Source organism: Halopseudomonas pertucinogena (assembly GCF_014646575.1).
Classification (GTDB): Bacteria; Pseudomonadota; Gammaproteobacteria; order Pseudomonadales; family Pseudomonadaceae; genus Halopseudomonas; species Halopseudomonas pertucinogena.
Map to the genome: position 1 here is coordinate 84,291 of NZ_BMNN01000007.1, position 17,830 is coordinate 102,120.

A 17,830-nucleotide genomic window follows, 5' to 3' on the forward strand; every position below is an offset into this window, starting at 1 on the left:
CGGGTTCGGCAGGTCATTGGAAAAATTCATCTTTTTTCCTCTTTTCAAATCCTTACGTTGCGCTATATATAGCCAGGTTTTCCAGCCGAGGATTATGTATGAGCGAAGACGACATCGAAGATGATGACCTCCAGGAAGAGGAGGAGGTAGACAACAGCAATGTCGACGAAGTCGACGAAATGGAAGTCGATGAAGAGCCGGCGGTAAAGCCGCGGAAGAAGGCCGCTGTTCAGGAGGACCTGGAAGGGGCATCGCTGGAGGCGAAGCAGCGGGAGCGGGAGATGCTGGCGCGGCAGATGGAAGAGTTTCTGGCCAGGGGCGGCAAGATCCAGGAGGTGGACAACAACGCGCTGGGCGACCCGCCGAAGAAGCCGGAGGGCAAGTACGGCAGCCGACCTATCTGACCAGACGGCTGCCGTACTCGCGGAGCCAGCCGGGGATTTCGCTGAGGCAGCGGACTTCCCCGTGGGCTGGCTCCGCACCCGACCATTCCAGCCCCAGCCGGTTGAACCACAGGGTATGCAGCCCTACCGCACGGGCGCCTGCCACATCGTCCACCGGGTGGTCACCGACGTGCAGAGCTGCCTGCGGCTCGACGCCGGCACGCTCCAGTGCCGCGAGAAAGGGCGCCGGGTCCGGCTTGCTCAGGCCGATCTCGTCGGCGGACACGATCACCTTGAAATACTTTTCCAGCCCCAGTCTGCGTACATCGGCGTTGCCATTGGAAATGGTCGCCAGCTGATAATGCCTGGCCAGCTCTTCCAGCAGCGGTTCGCAGTGGGGAAAGAACGTCAGCGCATGGCGCGCCTCGAGAAACACCTCAAACCCTGCCAGCGCCAGCTCGCGCGCTTCATCCTGCTCGTACCCGGCCTTGCGCAGGCCATGTTCGAGCACCGCAATACGCAGCGCCGTCACCCGGTGACGCAGCTCGGGCTGGGTGGCCAGCACCTCACCGCGCAGGGCACGCCGGGCATCGGCATCCAGCCGCTGGCTGAAGCGCGGCGCGTGTCGGTCCAGCCATTCGAGCAGGGTCTGCTCGGCGGCAGCGACTACGGATTCGGTCTCCCAGAGAGTATTGTCCAGGTCGAAGGTCAACAGCTCGATCATGTCATTCCTCGGTCTTGCGTCTGGCCCTGGGGTGGGCCTGGTCGTACACCTCCGCCAGATGCTGGAAGTTGAGATGAGTGTACACCTGCGTGGTGCTGATATCGCTGTGGCCGAGCAGCTCCTGCACCGCACGCAGGTCGCCGGAGGACTCCAGCAGATGACTGGCGAAGGAATGCCGCAGCATGTGCGGGTGCAGATGCTGGCCCAGCTGTTCGACACCATAGCGGCGAACCCGCAGCTGGATTGCCCTCGGCGTCAGCCGTCGACCCTGCATGCTGACGAAGACCGGCTGGCTGCCCCCGGGCACCGGAGGTCGTACCTTGAACCAGCGTTCCAGCGCCTGACGGGCCATGCGTCCCACGGGGATCACGCGGGTGCGTTTGCGCTTGCCGGTAACACGCACCTCGCCCTGTTGAAGATCCAGCTGCGGCATGTCGAGGCTGGCCAGTTCCGCCAGCCGCAGGCCGGAGGAGTACAGCAGCTCGAGCATGGCGTGGTCGCGCAGCGTCAGCCAGTCGTCCTCGACCGGGGCATCGAGCAGCTGGTTGGCCTGGTCGGCATCCAGCAGCCTCGGCAACCTGTCCGGCGCCTTCGGTGCTCGCAGATCCAGCGCCGGATTGTGCCGGCAGCGCCGCTCGCGGATCAGGTACTGGAACAGGGTGCGGATGGCGCTGAGCTCCCGCTGCAGGCTGCGTCCGGACAGGCCGCTGGCATGGCGGCCGGCGACGTAGCGGCGCAGCAGGGCGTTGTCGACCTCGTTCCAGTCGCTGATCTGCTGCTTTTCGAGAAAGCGGCAGCAGCTGAGCAGGTCGCGCCGGTAGGCCTCCAGCGTATGGGGGGAAAGCTGGCGCTCGTTGCGCAGGTGGTCGGTGAACTGCTCCACCGCGCCGTGCAACGGAGCGCTGAGGGTCATCGGGACGCCGGCTCGCTGAGTGTCGCCGGGCGCTGGCGCAGCAGCACCCGCGCCAGGGCATCGGCGATGTAACTGAGGAACAGCGTACCGGTGGCGCTGCGGTACTGCTGCGGGTCACGACTGCCAAGGGCCAGCACACCGTGCAGCCCCTGGTGCTGGATCGGCGCCAGCGCGGTGGAGGCAACCTCGTCCGCATGCTCGCCGAACAGGAACTCCAGTTCGTGACTGCGCAGCACGCCGCTGAGGGTCTTGCCGCTGTCGAGCAGGTGGCCGATGGCTTCGCGGGCCTGGGCATGGGTGGTACAGCGGGCATTGGAGAAGCGCCGGGTCTCGCTGAACAGGATCAGGCTGACGAAGGGCACCTTGAAATCATCCCGCAGACTGTCCTCGATGCTGGCAATGACCTCCTCCACATCCGGCGCTTCCAGCAGCTGGAGTATCAGCCGGCGGCTCTTCTCGAACAGGCGGTCATTTTCCCTGGCCACGCTCATCAGCTCGCTGAGCCGGTGACGCACATCGATGTTGCGCTCTCGCAGAAGCTTAACCTGACGTTCGACCAGCGACACGGCCTGACCGGACTGGTGGGGAATCAGCAGTTCCGGCAGCAGCTCGTCATATTCGACGAAGAAGGCCGGATTCTGCCGCAGGTATTCCGCCACCTGCGCGGCGCTGAGGTCAGGCTGGGTCGGCTGGGAGGGTGTGCTCATACGCGTATCTGTCCTTCGTAAACCCGGCTGGCGGGCCCGGTCATCATCACGGGCCGGCCTTCACCGGCCCATTCTATTTTCAGGGTGCCCCCCGGCAGGCGCACATTGACCGGCGACTGCAGCCGGCCCAGCCGAATGCCGGCCACCGCTGCGGCGCAGGCACCGGTACCACAGGCCTGGGTTTCACCGGCTCCGCGCTCGTGCACCCGCAGCCGGACGTGGTGGGCATCGACGATCTGCATGAAGCCGGCATTGACCCGCTGCGGGAAGCGCGGATGGTGCTCGATCAGCGGGCCCAGTTCGGCCACCGGGTAGCGGTCCAGGTCTTCCACCAGGGTGACGCAATGGGGGTTACCCATGGACAGGACGGACACCTGCAGGTTCAGTTCGCCGACCTGCAGGGGATGGACCGCTGCCGCGCTGTCCGCCTCGAAGGGCACCTGCTGCGGCTCCAGGCGTGGAATGCCCATGTTGACCGTTACCTGGCCGTCCCGCCGTACATGCAGGGTGATCCGGCCGCCGGCGGTCTCCACCTCGATGCTGGACTTGGCGGTGAGCCGCTTGTCCTGAACGAAGCGCGCAAAGCAGCGTGCGCCGTTGCCGCACTGTTCCACTTCGCTGCCATCGGCGTTGAAGATGCGATAGCGGAAGTCCACGTCCGGATCGCCCGGCGGCTCGACCACCAGCAACTGATCGAAGCCGACACCGGTATGCCTGTTGCTCCACTGGCGGATCAGCTTCGGCGACAGCTGGGCATGCTGGGTGACCATGTCGATGACCATGAAATCGTTGCCCAGGCCGTGCATCTTGGTGAAGCGCAGCAGCATGTCAGGCCTCGGGCAGCAGGGACTCGCCGGCGAACAGCTCGCTGACCGTCTCCCGGCGGCGCACCAGATGGCTGGTGGCACCGTCTACCATCACTTCGGCAGCGCGGGGGCGCGAATTGTAGTTGGAGCTCATCACGAAGCCGTAGGCGCCGGCGGAGCGGACTGCCAGCAGATCACCCTCGGCCAGCGCCAGCGGCCGGTCCTTGCCGAGAAAGTCGCCGGTCTCGCAGATGGCGCCGACCAGATCCCATTGCATCACGGGCACGTCCTCGCGCGGCCGCACCGGGTCGATGCCCATCCAGGCGCTGTACAGGGCAGGGCGGATCAGATCGTTCATGGCCGCATCGATGATGGCGAAGTTCCGGTGCTCGGTGGGCTTGAGCAGGTTGACGCCGGTCAGCAGCACGCCGGCGTTGGCCACGATCGACCGGCCCGGCTCGAACAGCAGGGTGAGATCCCGACCGGCGATCTTCTCGCGCACCCGGCCGAGGTATTCGCCGGGGGTGGGCGGCGTCTCGTTCTGGTAGACCACGCCCAGACCGCCGCCCATGTCCAGGTGGCGTACCCGGATGCCCTCGTCGGCGAGCTGGTCGATCAGCACCAGCATGCGATCCAGAGCGTCCAGCAAGGGGGTGTCGTCGGTCAGCTGGGAGCCGATGTGGCAGTCGGCGCCGACGATCTCGAGGTTCGGCAGTTCCGCAGCGCGGCGGTAGATCGCCAGGGCCTGGTTGATGTCGATGCCGAACTTGTTTTCCTTCAGTCCGGTGGAGATGTAGGGGTGGGTCATGGCGTCCACGTCGGGGTTGACCCGCAGCGAAACCGGTGCCTTCACGCCCAGCTCTGCAGCCACGTGCTGCAGACGCTCCAGCTCGGCGGCGGACTCGACGTTGAAACATTTGATGCCGACCAGCAGGGCCCGGCGCATCTCTTCCTCGGTCTTGCCCAGGCCGGAGAACACCACCTTGCCGGGCTCCCCGCCGGCGGCCAGCACGCGTTCCAGCTCACCGCCGGAGACGATGTCGAAGCCGGCGCCGAGCCGGGCCAGCGCGTTCAGCACGCCAAGGTTGGAGTTGGCCTTGACGGCAAAGCAGACCAGATGGGGCAGACCGTCCAGGGCCCGGTCCCAGGCCAGCCAGGCCTGTTCGATGGCGCGGCGGGAATAGACATAACAGGGGGTGCCGTACTGCGCGGCGATGTCGGACAGGGCAACGTCCTCGGCATGGAGCTCGCCGTTACGGTATTGGAATTCACTCATTAAGCTTTCAGTCTTCCGTAGGTTGCTGGATCAGCGCTTCCCGCGCGGGATCAACCGGCTGGCCGGCTGTTTCTTCAGGCAGGTAAAGGGGACCTTTCTGGCCACAGCCGGCCAGGAACAGCAGGGCAATGAACGCTCCGAGGGATCGTTTCATGATGGAACTCCGGTTGATGAACGGATGATGAAATGCAGTATACCGAGGCTGGGGATGCCGCGCACCCGCCGCCTAACGTGCCCGCAATATCGTCAGTAGGTGCTGTGCATGCTCCGCGGCGTCCAGCCCCAGGCTGGTCAGGTAGCCACCGTCATCCATGGTGGTCAGGCCGCGCTGATACAACCGTTCGGCTGCCGCTATGGTATTGGCGTCTGCCTGGCGCTGATGGATTTTCAGGCCCTCGTGGGTATTGGCCAGGTTGTACTGGGCCAGCAGATTGATCTCGTCTATCTCTTCGGGGGTCAGGGACATGATCGCGCCTCGCTGTGATGGGAAGTCCTGTCGTGCAGTCTAGCTGCAAACGGCACGGCGCAGGCAACCGGCAGCTTGTCGCGGGGCAGTCCATTCACCGTGCTGATGTGCTGGAAATGGAACGGGCGGGCGGGTAAAAGGGGTTTTCCGACAACAACACAGACAAGGACCCACCCATGCTGCGACTTCATGGCTTCGCCGTCAGCAACTACTTCAACATGGTCAAGCTGGCACTGCTGGAGAAGGGCGTTCCCTTCGAGATCAATACCGTTCGCGGCGGCCAGTCGCCGGAGTTCCTCGCCATCAGCCCGCGCGGCAAGGTGCCCTGTCTGGAAACGCCGGATGGCTTCATCATCGAAACCAACGTGATTCTGGAGTACCTGGAGGAAACCCAGGGCGGCAGGGCGCTGCTGCCGAGCGACCCGTTCCAGCGCGCCCGTGTTCGCGCGCTGACCAAGGAAATCGAGCTGTATATCGAACTGCCGGCCCGCAGCTGTTACCCGGAAGTATTCTTCGGCGGCAAGGTCGACCAGGCCATCAAGGACAAGGCGCGGGAGGAACTGACCATGGGCGTGGCGGCCCTGCGCCGGCACGCCAGCTTCTCGCCCTATGTGGCCGGCGCGGAGATGACCATTGCCGACCTCATGTTCCTGTACAGCATCGATCTGGCCCGGGCGGTGGCCCGGAAGCTGTTCGACACCGATCTGCTGGCAGACTGGCCGCAGGCCCGGGACCTGCTGGAGCGGCTGGCCACCAACCCCAACGTTCAGCGCATCGAGGCGGACAAGAAGGCCGAGATGGCGGCCTTCATCGCAGCCATGGGGGCGAAGAACTAGTCCAGCATGTCGCTGAAGCGCTGATCCCGGCCGAACACCAGCGGCTGGGTGAAGCCGGGGATGCTGATCTGCTCCTGCGTGATGCGGATGTCGCTGTCATCGATCATGTCGTTGCCGAAGTTGTAGATCACATCCAGCTGGCCGAGCAGGGCGCGCTGCTCGTAGGCAGCGGCGACCTTGCGGGTTTCCGCGCGGTGGATCTCGTATTCGGCAAAGCGTTCCGCGCCGTAGCGCTTGCGCAGCATGCGCTCCACCGGTTGCGGCCCGAGCACCACGGCACTGGCATTGTTGCCGCCGAAGCCCTTGGAGTTGATGAAGCAGACCTGCAGCGGATTGTCCTCACGGTTGACGTCGGTGGTGCTGAAGCGCAGGTGCTGCTGATAGACATCATCGGCGATCCGGTCGATGGTCTTGATGCCCGGCAGCAACTGGTACCTGAAGCTGCCCAGGGCCGAGATCAGCTGGTCGGCGCTGGCGCTGGCCAGCGAGTGGCCGACAAAGGCCTTGACCGCCGCCACCGGCAGTTCGTCGATGCCGAAGGCGCCTGCGACCTCGTCGAGCAGCTGGGACTCGGTCACCCGGTTGGCCGGGGTGCTGGAGCCATGGGCGTGCACGAAGCTGCCCCGGCGCACCGCATCCGGCCCGAGGATCTGCATTGCACTGTGCACCGCCCTGGCCATGGTCAGGTAGTTGCCCGGGCCGGGGGCGGAGATGGACTTCTTGAAGCCGTCGGCGCTGACGAATACGTCCGGTACCGCACCATGGATGTCCGCGCCCAGCTCCATCGCGAGCTCGTCGTCCATCAGCATGATGAACTGGCCGGACTCGGCCAGGGTGAAGCCGCAGTTCTGGCTGAACGGGCGGCTGGCGCGGCGGAAATCCACCTCGTCCCGGCCTTCGATATTGCGCAGGCCTTCCTCGGTGGCCAGCGCGCTCATGGCGCCATAGCCCTCGATGCACTCCTGGGTGATGGGCGCCTCGCTGGCACCGACCAGCACCACCCGGGCGCGGCCGCTGTCGATCATGTCGACGCCTTTCTGCAGGTTGTACAGGAAGCTGGCGCAGGCACCGGTCACCGCGCCGGTGGTGCCGACGCTGCCCAGCACATAGGCGTTGACGAAATCCGCCGGCATGCTGTTCAGGCCCAGCGCGCAGTGCTTGGCACTGACCCGGTGGCCGCGCAGCCGCGACTGCATCATGCCGCCGAAACTGAACTCATCCAGCTGGCTCATGATGCTGCTGGAGAACACCGCCACCTGATCCGGCTGCACATGCTCCATGATGCGCTGCCAGGACAGACCGCTGGAATGCAGCACGTCTGCCGCAGCGACGATGGACAGCTGCAGGCCCCGGGGGTGGAAGCGGGAATTGTAGTGTTCGCCGGGCTCGAAACCGCTGGGCAACTGGCCGGCGGACTTGACCGCCAGTTCCCGGTAGCTGTCGACCTTCAGTTCGCAGCCGGCGGCGATCGTGACCCGCACCTCGTTGCCGGTCAGCGGCTCGACGCTCCAACCGGCGGGCAACGGTTCGGGCAGCTGCTTGGCCAGGGTGGTGAAGGTCAGCGGCTGGGCATCCACCGGATTGACCGGCAGCACCTTGTGCCAGTGGGCGGCATCGACGTCCAGGTGGCGCTTCTCGATGCGTCGCACCAGAGTGCTGTCCAGGATCTGTGCGGCAAAGCGCTGTTCGATCTCCGCCGGGGTAAGCATGGCGCCGGCATGATCGACATACCGCTCGTTGTCGACGCGAACCAGCTGCATCAGTACGGCCAGACCCGCCAGCGTTTCCTGGCGCTCGGCAGGGGACAGGGATTCGATCACGGTGCGGCGGAACGCATGGTGAAACGAGCTGCGGCCGGCGGCGTTGTAGCCTCCGAAACCGACGATGACCGGCAAACGCGACATCTGGCAAGACTCCTCGCAGGGCCCCCATGACGGTCTCCCGGACCCGGTCATGCGTGGCGGACGGTACTTCGGCCCGCCGGGGCGTTATTCGAATAGCATAGATGACGAGGAATGTAACCGACCGGTCACGTATAGACCATGATGTCATGCAAAAAACGGGGATGCCGGGCATCCCCTCATGGCACTCAGGGCAGGCGGTGATTCTTCAGGTAATTCCAGCTCTGCTGGGCATCCCAGGGGGAGTGGGTGCCGGCGCGGGCGGTGCAGAGCACGGTTTCAACGCCGTCGGCGCAGTTGCGCGCGCTCTGGCAGTTGCCGCTGCTGCCGGCGGCGGCCTGGCAGTTGTTCAGGCTGGTCCAGCGCTGGAAACTGCCTTCGGCGCCAAGGAAGGTGATCGGCTCCAGCGGATACCCTGTCGGCGGCGTGGACGGGCCGCCCCGGTACGGCACGATCAGGTCCAGACGGCCGCGGTGGGCGAACACCGATACCGGCCGGGACGGACTGCAGGGGACTTCGGCGATCATGTCGAAGGCCGCCGGCGCCACCGCCGCGAACAGGTCAGCCGCCTGGCAGGCCAGCAGGTAGGCCATGCCGCCGCCGTTGGAGTAGCCAGTGGCGTATACCCGTTGCTCATCGACGCAGGCGTCGGCAGTGAGCTGGGCGACCAGCTGTCGGGCGAAACCGACATCATTCACGCTGCGCGACTCGGTGCAGCAGGGGCCCAGGTTCCAGGCATTGTCGATGCCCTGTGGATAGGCCACCAGAAAATTCTGGCTGTCCGCCACGGCGCGGGTCCCGGAGTTGTTCAGCTGGTAATCGGCGCTGGTATGCAGCGCGTGGAAGTCGAGCAGCAGCGGGACCTTGCGCTCACCGCTGTAGCCGGCGGGGACATGAAGTATGTAACTGCGGCGCTGGCCGTCTACGGTCAGGGTGCGGGTATGCTGGCCGGGTTGCAGGGTGGGGGCTGAACAGACGGAGGGGGTGCCGGGGTCGCCGGGCTCGTCCGGCGGTGGGTTGAGGGCGAAGCAGAGGGACGGAATGAGCAGCAGGGTCAACAGCAGGGCGGGTGATTTCATCGGTTTGGGCTCCGGGTTGGGCTTGCGGCGAAGCAAGCCGGTTCGTTGTCGACGGAACCAGGAACAGCTGAATCCTGAAGATGTTGTCCAGGGGCGATGCTATGGACGCGTATTGCCGGCTGCAAGCGGCAATACGATCCCATTCAGGTGAGATGGCAGGACGCCTGCCTGCCGGCGGAAGTCAGGCCGTGCGCTGGATCACGCTGCCGAGGGTATCGATGATCCGGTCCATGTGGCCCGGCTCGATGATCAGCGGCGGCGACAGGGCGATGATGTCCCCGGTGCAGCGCACCAGCAGACCCTCACGGAAACAGCGCTCGAACACCTCGTAGCCGCGGCTGCCCGGGCTGTTTTCCCGGCTGGCCAGATGCACCGCCCCGACCAGACCGGTATTGCGGATGTCGACCACGTTGGGCAGCCCGGCCAGGCTGTGCAGCAGCGTCTGCCAGTCTTCTTCCAGGTCGGCCGCCCGGGTCAGCAGCTGCTCGCTGCGGTAAATCTCCAGGGTGGCCAGGGCGGCGGCGGCGGCCACCGGATGCCCGGAATAGGTGTAGCCGTGGAAGAACTCGATCTGCTGCTCCGGCCCGCTCATCAGCGCATCCTGCAGGGCGCTGTGCAGCAGTACCGCGCCCATGGGTATGGCGCCGTTGGTCAGTCCCTTGGCGGCGGTGAGCATGTCCGGAACCACCTCCCAGCGCTGGGCGGCAAAGGGCGCGCCGACCCGGCCGAAGCCGGTGATCACTTCATCGAAGATCAGCACAATGCCGTGCCTGCGGGTAATCTCCCGCAGCCGCTGCAGATAGCCGACCGGTGGCAGGATGACGCCTGCTGAGCCGGACAGTGGCTCGACGATGACCGCGGCGATGTTCTCCGCCCCGTGCAGATTGACCAGCCGTTCCAGATGGTCCGCTTGCTCCGCGCCATTGACCGGAAGCCCGCGGGTGAAGGCGTTGCGCTCGAGGTCGAGGGTGTGCGGCAGATGGTCGACATTGGGCAGGGTGGTATAGGCCCGGCGGTTGTTGGCAATGCCGCCCACCGAGATGCCGCCGAAGCCCACCCCGTGATAGGCCAGCTCCCGGCCGATCAGCAGCCGGCGGCTGCCTTCACCCCGGGCGCGGTGATAGGCCAGGGCGATCTTCAGTGCGGTATCCACCGCCTCGGAGCCGGAATTGGTGAAGAACACCCGGTTCAGACCCGGCGGCGCGATACCGGCCAACTGCTCGGCCAGCTCGAAGGGCAGCGGGTGGCCCATCTGGAAGGTCGGGGCGAAATCCATCTGGCTGATCTGCCGGCTCACCGCCTCGGCGATCTCGCGGCGCCCGTGCCCGGCGTTGCAGCACCAGAGTCCGGCGGTGCCGTCCAGTACCTGCCGTCCTTCGGTATCGGTGTAGAACATGCCTTCGGCACTCTGCAGCATGCGCGGCCGGCCCTTGAACTGGCGGTTGGCGGTGAAGGGCATCCAGAAGCTGTCGAGGCGGGTGGCAGATTCGGCGGAGGGCTTGCGGCTGGGGCTGTTCATCATTCACACCTTGCTCGGGGTAATTGTTGTTTTGTTCGAGTCTATGTCAAATAAATCAAACAGCAAAGCGCAGTGTCGGGACGATCCCGAGAGAGGAAACAGGCCAGGTACAGTCCGGTCCGAGTGGCGGAGGCAGCAGCGCGGCCTGTCAAAAATATTGAATGTTCAGCGGGGTGGGCGTATGTTTTTCCGCCTTCCATTTTCTGACCGGAACACAGTCGATGCGCTGGAGCACCTACTGGATAGTCACCTCGGCGGTGGTGGTCGTCGGCCTGGCCATGGGCGTGACCCTGCCGCTGGTATCACTGCGCCTTGATCATTTGGGGTATGACGCCTTCGCCATTGGTGTGATGGCGGCAACGCCGGCGATCGGCATCCTGTTCGGGGCGCGGCTGGCGGGGCACCTGGCCGGCTGGCTCGGCTCGGAGCGCTGCATGCGGCTGATGCTGGTCTGGGCGGCGATATCGGTGGGGCTGCTGACGGTGTGGGTCAATTACTGGCTGTGGCTGGTGTTGCGCCTGGTGCTGGGGGCCAGTTTGACCATCACCTTCATTCTCGGTGAAAGCTGGATCAACCAGCTGGTGGTGGATCGTCTGCGGGGGCGGCTGGTGGCGGTCTACGGCAGCGGCTTTGCCGTAAGCCAGCTGTGCGGGCCGCTGCTGCTGGGTGTGCTGGGCACCGCCGGAGACGCAGGGTTCTGGCTGTCGGTGACCCTGTTGCTGCTGGGGGTGGCGGTGCTCTGGCAGGTGGATGGCGCACCCCAGATCAACGCGCAGAACGCCTCCGGCAAGGGCGTGACGGAGTTCGTGCGGCGTATGCCTGCGGTGGCCTGGGCGGTGATCCTGTTTGCCGGCTTCGAGGCGATGGCGCTGACGCTGATGCCGGTGTACCTGATCCGTGAAGGTTTTCCGCCCGCCATGGCGCTGGTGATGGTCAGTACCGTGGTGGTCGGCGATGCGGTGCTGCAGCTACCGATCGGCTGGCTGGCCGACCGGGTGCCGCGGACCACGCTTTACCGCGTCTGCGGGCTGGTGTTGCTGGGCAGCAGTCTGAGCATTCCGGTACTGCTGCACGGCCCATTCATCTGGCCGGCGTTGGTGTTGTTCGGCGCCAGCGCCGGCGGGTTGTATACCCTGTCACTGATTCTGGTCGGGCAACGTTTCCGCGATGACGCGCTGGTGCGGGCCAATGCGCATATTGCGCTGCTGTGGGGTGCCGGTTGCCTGTTCGGGCCGCTGGTCACCGGTGCCGCCAGCCGCTGGGCCAGCAGTCACGCGCTGCCGGTACTGATGGCGGCGATGGCAGTGGTGTTCCTGATGCTGGCGTTCCGGCGCGGGGCGTTCGATGCGGTGCGGGTGCAGCGGTAGTCTGGAAACGGGTGACGCATCGCGTCGGAAGGCCTGAATCGCCCCGGGGTCGGGGCTCCTACCGTTCGAGGGGTGGTGAGCTCCCGTCGGTAGCCCAAGCCCCCGGGTTTTGTGGGAGCGCCGACCCCGGCGCGATTGGCGCGCGCAGCGCGCCCGAACGAGGTTCAGTGACCTGGGGTGATGCCGAATCGCCCCGGGGTCGGGGCTCCTACCGTTCGAGGGATGATGAGCTCCCGTCGGTAGCCCAAGCCCCCGGGTTTTGTGGGAGCGCCGACCCCGGCGCGATTGGCGCGCACAGCGCGCCCGAGGGTGGTTCAGTGGGCTGGCGCCGGATCGCCCCGGGTGGGGCGGGTTCGTTGAGGCGGTTGCAGCTGACCTAGTTCTCGTCATTGCCGCAGGCGAATATCTTCTCCAGAGGCGGCAGCGGGGTCTCGCTGGACAGCGGCATGTCCGCATCGGTCTGCAGGTGGAAGTGTTCGAGCGGCGCGTTGTCCCGATCATCATGCTCGAACACCGGTGGGCTGAACACATAGGCGATCAGCAGCCGGGTCAGCGCTTCCAGGCTGTCCCGATGGGTGCGCTCGTAGCCATGGGTGGCGTCGGTGCCGAAGGCGATCAGTGCTACCCGGGTGTCGTTGCCGGAGCGCACGGCCGACTCCGCGTCGCTGTGATAGTAGCGGAACAGGTCACGGCGTACCGGAATCTCGTCACGCTGACACAGACGCAGCAGATGACGACTCAGGTGGTAATCGTAGGGGCCGCTGGAGTCCTGCATGCACAGGGTTACCGCGTGCTCGGTGGAGGACTGGCCGGGGGCGACCGGTGCGATATCCACCCCGACGAACTCGCTGACATCCCAGGGCAGCGCGCCGGCGGCGCCGGAGCCGGTTTCCTCGGTGATGGTGAACAGCGGGTGGCAGTCCATCGGCAGGGTGCGACCACTGTCGACTACATACTTGATGGCGGTGAGCATGGCTGCCGCGCCGGCCTTGTTGTCCAGATGGCGGGCACTTATGAAGCCGTTGGAGGTGAATTCGGGCAGCGGGTCGAAGGCGACGAAATCCCCCACGCCCACCCCATGACGCTCGGTGTCCGCCCGGCTGCCGGTGGGAATGTCCAGCCGCAGCTCGATGGTATCCCAGCTGACCGGCAGGGTATCGACCTCGGTATTGAAGGCGTGCCCGGAGGCCATGAGAGGCAGCACGCTGCCGCGGAAACAGCCGCTTTCGGTGAAGACGCTGACGCGGCTGCCTTCGGCAAAGCGGCTGGACCAGCAACCGACCGGTGCCAGCTTCAGCCGGCCGTTGTCCTTGATCTCGCCGACCATGGCGCCGACCGTATCCAGATGGCTGGCGATGGCGCGGTCCGGGCTGTTCTGCCGGCCCGGCAGGGTCGCGCGGATGGTGCCGCGGCGGGTCAGTTCGTAGGCCACGCCCATCTGATCCAGATGTTCGGCGACGTAACGCACTATGCCATCGGTGAAACCGGTGGGGCAGGGAATGGCGAGCATTTCCAGCAATACCTGTTGCAGGTACTGCATGTCGGGAAGGTGTTCGTTGTGCATGTGTACTCCCGGTTCCCCTCAGCTGACCTGGCTGAGCGGGAACAGCAGATCGATAAAGCATTCCGCGGTGGGCTGCGGCTCGTGGTTGGCCAGTCCGGGCCGCTCGTTGGCCTCGATGATCACGTACTCCGGCTGGTCCACCGCGGGCACCAGCAGGTCCATGCCGACCACCGGGATTTCCAGTGCGCGGGCGGCCTGAACGGCGGCGTCGCGCAGGGTCGGATGCAGCTCGTCGGTCACATCCACCAGCACCCCGCCGGTGTGCAGGTTGGCGGTACGGCGCACCTGCAGGGTCTGGTTGGCCGGCAGTACGCTGTCGAAGGTGAAGCCGGCGTCCTCCACGGTGCGCTGTGTCTCCTCGTCCACCGGTATGCGACTCTCGCCGTCGGTGCTGGCCTGGCGCTTGCGGCTCTGCTTCTCGATCAGTTCGCGTACCGTCTTGCGGCCGTCCCCGCAGATCTGCGCCGGCTGGCGGATGGCGGCGGCGACCACCTGATAGTTGATCACCACCACCCGCAGGTCGTGGCCGGGATGAAAGCTTTCCAGCAGCACGCGGCTGTCGAACCGGCGGGCCTGCTCGATGGCCTGCTCCAGACTCGCCTCATCGCGGATATTCACCGCCACGCCATCGCCCTGCTCGCCGTTGTCCGGCTTGACCACCAGCGCACCGTGTTCGGCCAGAAAGGCGGCATTGTCCTCGGGGCTGCCCGCCAGTTGCCAGCTGGGTGTGTTCAGGCCGTGCCGTTGCAATGCGCGGTGGGTGAGCTGTTTCTGCTGGCACAGGGTCATGCTGACTGCGCTGGTCAGGTCGCTGAGCGACTCCCGGCAGCGGATGGTGCGGCCACCCTGGGTCAGGCTGAACAGACCGGCCTCGGCATCGATGATGTTGACCTCGATACCCTTGCGCATGGCCGCGCGGGTGATGATGCGGGCATAGGGGTTGAGCCCCTTGTCCTGCTCGGGACCGAGAAACAGCGGCTGGTTGATGCTGTTCTTGCGCTTGATGGTGAAGGTGCGCAGCTGGCGGAAGCCCAGCTTGCGGTAGAGGGTCTTGGCGCCGCGGTTGTCGTGCAGCACCGAGAGATCCAGATAACTGGCGCCGCGACTCATGAAATACTCGATCAGGTGCCGGACCAGCATCTCGCCAACACCGAAGCGCTGGGTCTGGCTGTCGGCAGCCAGGCACCAGAGGCTGGACCCCTTGTCCGGATCGTCATAGGCCCGGGCGTGGTTCAGCCCCATCACCGTGCCTATGATCTGCCCGGTGTCGGTATCCTCGGCCAGCCAGAAGTCCGGGCCGCCGGCTTCCCGCGCGGTAAGCCGCTGGGGGTTGACCTGCACCATGCCGTTGGACAGATAGAGATTGTTGATCGCCTGCCAGTCCTCTTCGCACTGCGGGCGGCGAATGTGGAAACCACGGATACTTTCATGGGCCGGGCGGTAATCGGTAAACCACAGCCGCAGCGTGTCGGAGGGGTCGAGAAACAGCTGTTGCGGGGCGAAACTCAGCACCACATGGGGATCGGCGACGTAGAGCGCGATGTCGCGCTCCCCGGGTCTTTCCTCCAGCAGGGCATTGGCCAGGCGCTGGGGGTCGTTGAAGGTATGACCGACCAGCAGCCGGCCCCACCCGCAATCGAGCGTGACATCCGCCAGGCTGTCATCGGGCTGCTGGCCCTGCTGCGCATGGCCCGCCTGCAGCCGTTCCCAGGTGGGCGTCTGGCTGCGGCGCAGGCGCTGTTGGTCGGGGGGCAATACTTTATTCATGATGGCGTCACTCGGTGGGTGTCCAGCCAGAGTTCCAGAACGGCCAGCTGCCACAGGCGCGAACCCCGCAGGGGGGTGATATGGGCAGCGGGATCCTGCAGCAACTGGTCGACATAGTCGGGATTGAAAAGCCCCCGTGATCGGGCGCTGCTGCCGGTCAGGCTGTCGCGCACCCAGTCGAGGGTTTCACCCTGCAGATATTTCAGGCCGGGCACCGGGAAGTAGCCCTTGGGCCGGTCGATCACCGCAGCCGGCAGCATCCGCCGGGCGGCTTCCTTGAGTACATACTTGCCGTCGCCGGGCAACTTGAATTCACCCGGCACCCGGGCGGCCAGCTCCACCAGCTCATGGTCGAGGAAGGGCACTCGCGCCTCCAGCCCCCAGGCCATGGTCATGTTGTCGACCCGCTTTACCGGGTCCTCGACCAGCATGACGGTGCTGTCCAGTCGCAGCGCGCGGTCCAGGCCCGAATCGGCACCGGGCCGGGAAAAATGCTCGCGGATGAATTCGCCGGAGTAATCCTGCTGCACCCACGCCGGCTGGACCATGTTGCGGTAGGTGGCGAAATCCTGATCCATGAACGCCTGCTGGTAGGCGCCCACCGGATCCTCGGCATCAGCCACGGTCGGGTACCAATGGTAGCCGGCAAATATCTCGTCGGCACCCTGGCCACTCTGCACCACCTTGCAGTGCTTCGAGACTTCCCGCGAAAGCAGATAGAAGGCGATGCAGTCATGGCTGACCATGGGTTCGCTCATGGCCGTCAGCGCGTCGGGGAGGTGGGCGATGATGTCCTGCTCGGGCACCATCAGCTGATGATGCTCGGTGCCGTAGTGCTCGGCGATCAGGTCCGAGTACGGGAATTCGTTCCCCGCTTCGCCACCGACATCGGCGAAACCGATGGTGAAGGTCTTCAGGTCGCGTGCGCCGGCCTCGTCCAGCAGCGCGACCAGCAGACTGGAATCGACACCGCCGGAGAGCAGAACCCCGACGTCCACGGCGGCCAGATTGCGCCGCTTGACCGCGCTGCGCAGGCTGTCCAGCACGCGGTCCTGCCACTCCTCGAAGGGCAGGCCCTGTTCGTCGGGGCGGGCGCCGTAGTTCAGCGTCCACCAGCATTTCTGTTCCTGATTGCCGCGGGCGTCGATGCGCATCCAGTGGCCGGGCGGCAGCTTGGTGACACCGTTGAGCAGCGTCAGCGGCGCCGGCACCACGGAGTGGAAGGACAGGTAGTGATTCAACGCCTGCGGGTTGAGCGAGGTATCCAGCTCGCCACCGCGCAGCAGCGCCGGCAGGCTTGAGGCGAAGCGCAGTCGCTTGTCGGTCTGCGACAGGTAGAGCGGTTTGATGCCGAGCCGGTCCCGGGCCAGGAACAGCCGCTGGCTGTCGCGCTCCCAGATCGCCAGGGCGAACATGCCGTTCATGCGCTCAAGCATGTTCTCGCCCCAGGCATGGTAGGCTTTGAGCACCACCTCGGTATCGCCATCCGAGAAGAATTGGTAACCGAGGATCTCCAGCTCGCCGCGCAGCGCCGGGTAGTTATAGATGGCCCCGTTGAAGATGAGGCTCAGCCCCAGCTGTGGGTCCACCATGGGCTGACCGGAAGCTTCGGCCAGGTCCATGATCTTCAGTCGCCGGTGGGCCAGGGCGATGGGCCCGGCGGCCCACATGCCGGCAGCGTCAGGGCCGCGGTTGATCATCTGACCGCTTATGCGCGACAACGCATCCAGGTCAGGCAGTTGTCCATCAAAGCGAAATTCCCCCGCCAGTCCACACATCAAAAGCTCCTGTTTGTGTAGGAAATGCTTGCACACCCCGGGAATCCGGTGTGACTCCGCTGGAAATGCGCATCTGTTTCGTTGCAATCCTCTTCTTTGAGGGCGTTTCAGGTGTTTGGTTTAACGGTTTTTTCCGTTTCGGTTGCCTTTACATGTTTACATGTCTAACCGATCGGGGCCAGGACGGGCCCGCAGGGCCACCGGAGTCGAGGGCTTTGTGGCAGAATGGACGTCTTTCAGCTGTTTTTGCCGGGGGGAACTCCATTCTATGATGCACGACCTGTACATGGCCCTGCGGCGGCTGCAGCGCGCAACCGAGATTCACGCCAAGCGGCTGGGCCGCCACAGCGGGCTGACGCCGATTCAGCTGCTGATCCTGCACAGCATCCAGGTCAGCGAGGAGGGCACACTCGGCTCCCTGGCGCGACAGGTCAGCGTCTCCCAGGCCACCCTCAGCACCATCATCGACCGGCTGGAAAGCCGCCAGCTGCTCAAGCGGGTGCGCAGCCAGAGCGACAAGCGCAAGGTCCACCTGTGCCTGACCGAGGACGGCGAAGCGGTTATCCAGGCCGAGCCGGCCCTGCTGCCCAGTGCCTTTCTGGAACGCTTTGGCGAACTGGCAGACTGGGAGCAGCACATGCTGCTGGCCAGTCTGCAGCGCGTGGCGGGGCTGTTCGAGGAAGGCCATAAGCCGGCCAGCATCCTGATGGATGACGAACCGCTGGTGTAACCCCGGCTCATCTT

Annotated in this window: 17 protein-coding genes; 4 read left to right on the forward strand and 13 right to left on the reverse strand. The window is 65.3% G+C overall.

What is annotated here, in order from left to right; genetic code table 11:
- Window positions 1–98: 98 nt before the first annotated feature.
- Window positions 99–404 carry a hypothetical protein gene (locus IEW63_RS13275; RefSeq protein ID WP_188637116.1) on the forward strand — a complete coding sequence of 102 codons (306 nt, stop codon included), beginning with the start codon at window positions 99–101 and terminating at the stop codon, window positions 402–404.
- Here the strand turns inward: IEW63_RS13275 and IEW63_RS13280 are convergent.
- The 7 genes from IEW63_RS13280 to IEW63_RS13310 all read right to left on the reverse strand — a co-directional run bounded on the left by IEW63_RS13280 (window position 397) and on the right by IEW63_RS13310 (window position 5,275).
- Complete coding sequence (locus IEW63_RS13280) at window positions 397–1,107, reverse strand: HAD family hydrolase (protein WP_188637117.1); 711 nt, start codon at window positions 1,105–1,107, stop codon at window positions 397–399. The two genes, IEW63_RS13275 and IEW63_RS13280, sit on opposite strands and share 8 nt — an antisense overlap.
- Before the next feature lies 1 nt (window position 1,108).
- Window positions 1,109–2,002, reverse strand: coding sequence for a tyrosine recombinase XerC (gene xerC, locus IEW63_RS13285; protein WP_188637147.1), 894 nt, complete (start codon window positions 2,000–2,002; stop codon window positions 1,109–1,111).
- A gap of 14 nt (window positions 2,003–2,016) precedes the next feature.
- Window positions 2,017–2,727, reverse strand: a complete 711-nt coding sequence (locus IEW63_RS13290; RefSeq protein WP_188637118.1) for a DUF484 family protein — start codon at window positions 2,725–2,727, stop codon at window positions 2,017–2,019.
- Window positions 2,724–3,554, reverse strand: a complete 831-nt coding sequence (gene dapF, locus IEW63_RS13295; protein WP_188637119.1) for a diaminopimelate epimerase — start codon at window positions 3,552–3,554, stop codon at window positions 2,724–2,726. The genes IEW63_RS13290 and dapF overlap by 4 nt, the downstream gene beginning before the upstream one ends.
- 1 nt (window position 3,555) lies before the next feature.
- Window positions 3,556–4,809 (reverse strand): diaminopimelate decarboxylase, encoded by a 1,254-nt coding sequence (gene lysA, locus IEW63_RS13300; RefSeq protein WP_188637120.1) that lies wholly within the window; start codon window positions 4,807–4,809, stop codon window positions 3,556–3,558.
- A 7-nt stretch (window positions 4,810–4,816) separates the two neighbouring features.
- Window positions 4,817–4,963 carry an LPS translocon maturation chaperone LptM gene (gene lptM, locus IEW63_RS13305; RefSeq protein WP_188637121.1) on the reverse strand — a complete coding sequence of 49 codons (147 nt, stop codon included), beginning with the start codon at window positions 4,961–4,963 and terminating at the stop codon, window positions 4,817–4,819.
- Between the two features lie 72 nt (window positions 4,964–5,035).
- The gene (locus IEW63_RS13310) at window positions 5,036–5,275 is read right to left on the reverse strand and encodes a TIGR02647 family protein (protein ID WP_188637122.1); all 240 of its coding nucleotides are present in this window, start codon (window positions 5,273–5,275) and stop codon (window positions 5,036–5,038) included.
- Window positions 5,276–5,451: 176 nt separating this feature from the next.
- On the opposite strand from IEW63_RS13310, the gene IEW63_RS13315 reads away from it, so the two are divergent.
- The gene (locus tag IEW63_RS13315) at window positions 5,452–6,111 is read left to right on the forward strand and encodes a glutathione S-transferase family protein (protein WP_188637123.1); all 660 of its coding nucleotides are present in this window, start codon (window positions 5,452–5,454) and stop codon (window positions 6,109–6,111) included.
- Here the strand turns inward: IEW63_RS13315 and IEW63_RS13320 are convergent.
- The 3 genes from IEW63_RS13320 to aptA all read right to left on the reverse strand — a co-directional run bounded on the left by IEW63_RS13320 (window position 6,108) and on the right by aptA (window position 10,613).
- The gene (locus IEW63_RS13320) at window positions 6,108–8,015 is read right to left on the reverse strand and encodes a beta-ketoacyl synthase (protein WP_188637124.1); all 1,908 of its coding nucleotides are present in this window, start codon (window positions 8,013–8,015) and stop codon (window positions 6,108–6,110) included. The two genes, IEW63_RS13315 and IEW63_RS13320, sit on opposite strands and share 4 nt — an antisense overlap.
- A 185-nt stretch (window positions 8,016–8,200) precedes the next feature.
- On the reverse strand, window positions 8,201–9,091 hold the full coding sequence (locus tag IEW63_RS13325) for a CE1 family esterase (RefSeq protein WP_188637125.1): 891 nt from the start codon (window positions 9,089–9,091) through the stop codon (window positions 8,201–8,203).
- 181 nt (window positions 9,092–9,272) lie between these two features.
- Window positions 9,273–10,613: an omega-aminotransferase AptA gene (gene aptA, locus IEW63_RS13330; protein WP_373288234.1), complete on the reverse strand. Its 1,341-nt coding sequence runs from the start codon at window positions 10,611–10,613 to the stop codon at window positions 9,273–9,275.
- A gap of 218 nt (window positions 10,614–10,831) precedes the next feature.
- Between aptA and IEW63_RS13335 the strand changes: the two genes are divergently transcribed.
- Window positions 10,832–11,977 (forward strand): MFS transporter, encoded by a 1,146-nt coding sequence (locus tag IEW63_RS13335; RefSeq protein ID WP_188637127.1) that lies wholly within the window; start codon window positions 10,832–10,834, stop codon window positions 11,975–11,977.
- Window positions 11,978–12,353: 376 nt separating this feature from the next.
- Here the strand turns inward: IEW63_RS13335 and IEW63_RS13340 are convergent, their stop codons facing one another.
- The 3 genes from IEW63_RS13340 to IEW63_RS13350 are packed head-to-tail and all read right to left on the reverse strand — an operon-like array spanning window position 12,354 to window position 17,086.
- Complete coding sequence (locus tag IEW63_RS13340; protein WP_188637128.1) at window positions 12,354–13,541, reverse strand: osmoprotectant NAGGN system M42 family peptidase; 1,188 nt, start codon at window positions 13,539–13,541, stop codon at window positions 12,354–12,356.
- Window positions 13,542–13,559: 18 nt separating this feature from the next.
- A complete protein-coding gene (ngg, locus tag IEW63_RS13345; protein ID WP_188637129.1) occupies window positions 13,560–15,308 on the reverse strand; it encodes an N-acetylglutaminylglutamine synthetase in 1,749 nt (582 codons plus the stop codon).
- Complete coding sequence (locus IEW63_RS13350; protein ID WP_188637130.1) at window positions 15,305–17,086, reverse strand: N-acetylglutaminylglutamine amidotransferase; 1,782 nt, start codon at window positions 17,084–17,086, stop codon at window positions 15,305–15,307. The genes ngg and IEW63_RS13350 overlap by 4 nt, the downstream gene beginning before the upstream one ends.
- A gap of 268 nt (window positions 17,087–17,354) precedes the next feature.
- Here IEW63_RS13350 and IEW63_RS13355 point away from each other — a divergent pair, with 268 nt between their 5' ends.
- Window positions 17,355–17,816: a MarR family winged helix-turn-helix transcriptional regulator gene (locus IEW63_RS13355; protein WP_188637131.1), complete on the forward strand. Its 462-nt coding sequence runs from the start codon at window positions 17,355–17,357 to the stop codon at window positions 17,814–17,816.
- The last annotated feature ends 14 nt before the right edge of the window (window positions 17,817–17,830 follow it).

Excerpts from the sequence above, each read along its gene's own strand:
- IEW63_RS13275 (WP_188637116.1), top strand. The coding sequence starts at position 99 with ATGAGCGAAGACGACATCGAAGATGATGACCTCCAGGAAGAGGAGGAG.
- IEW63_RS13280 (WP_188637117.1), bottom strand. The coding sequence starts at position 1,107 with ATGATCGAGCTGTTGACCTTCGACCTGGACAATACTCTCTGGGAGACC.
- IEW63_RS13290 (WP_188637118.1), bottom strand. The coding sequence starts at position 2,727 with ATGAGCACACCCTCCCAGCCGACCCAGCCTGACCTCAGCGCCGCGCAG.
- dapF (WP_188637119.1), bottom strand. The coding sequence starts at position 3,554 with ATGCTGCTGCGCTTCACCAAGATGCACGGCCTGGGCAACGATTTCATG.
- lysA (WP_188637120.1), bottom strand. The coding sequence starts at position 4,809 with ATGAGTGAATTCCAATACCGTAACGGCGAGCTCCATGCCGAGGACGTT.
- lptM (WP_188637121.1), bottom strand. The coding sequence starts at position 4,963 with ATGAAACGATCCCTCGGAGCGTTCATTGCCCTGCTGTTCCTGGCCGGC.
- IEW63_RS13310 (WP_188637122.1), bottom strand. The coding sequence starts at position 5,275 with ATGTCCCTGACCCCCGAAGAGATAGACGAGATCAATCTGCTGGCCCAG.
- IEW63_RS13315 (WP_188637123.1), top strand. The coding sequence starts at position 5,452 with ATGCTGCGACTTCATGGCTTCGCCGTCAGCAACTACTTCAACATGGTC.
- IEW63_RS13320 (WP_188637124.1), bottom strand. The coding sequence starts at position 8,015 with ATGTCGCGTTTGCCGGTCATCGTCGGTTTCGGAGGCTACAACGCCGCC.
- IEW63_RS13325 (WP_188637125.1), bottom strand. The coding sequence starts at position 9,091 with ATGAAATCACCCGCCCTGCTGTTGACCCTGCTGCTCATTCCGTCCCTC.
- aptA (WP_373288234.1), bottom strand. The coding sequence starts at position 10,613 with ATGATGAACAGCCCCAGCCGCAAGCCCTCCGCCGAATCTGCCACCCGC.
- IEW63_RS13335 (WP_188637127.1), top strand. The coding sequence starts at position 10,832 with ATGCGCTGGAGCACCTACTGGATAGTCACCTCGGCGGTGGTGGTCGTC.
- IEW63_RS13340 (WP_188637128.1), bottom strand. The coding sequence starts at position 13,541 with ATGCACAACGAACACCTTCCCGACATGCAGTACCTGCAACAGGTATTG.
- ngg (WP_188637129.1), bottom strand. The coding sequence starts at position 15,308 with ATGAATAAAGTATTGCCCCCCGACCAACAGCGCCTGCGCCGCAGCCAG.
- IEW63_RS13350 (WP_188637130.1), bottom strand. The coding sequence starts at position 17,086 with ATGTGTGGACTGGCGGGGGAATTTCGCTTTGATGGACAACTGCCTGAC.
- IEW63_RS13355 (WP_188637131.1), top strand. The coding sequence starts at position 17,355 with ATGATGCACGACCTGTACATGGCCCTGCGGCGGCTGCAGCGCGCAACC.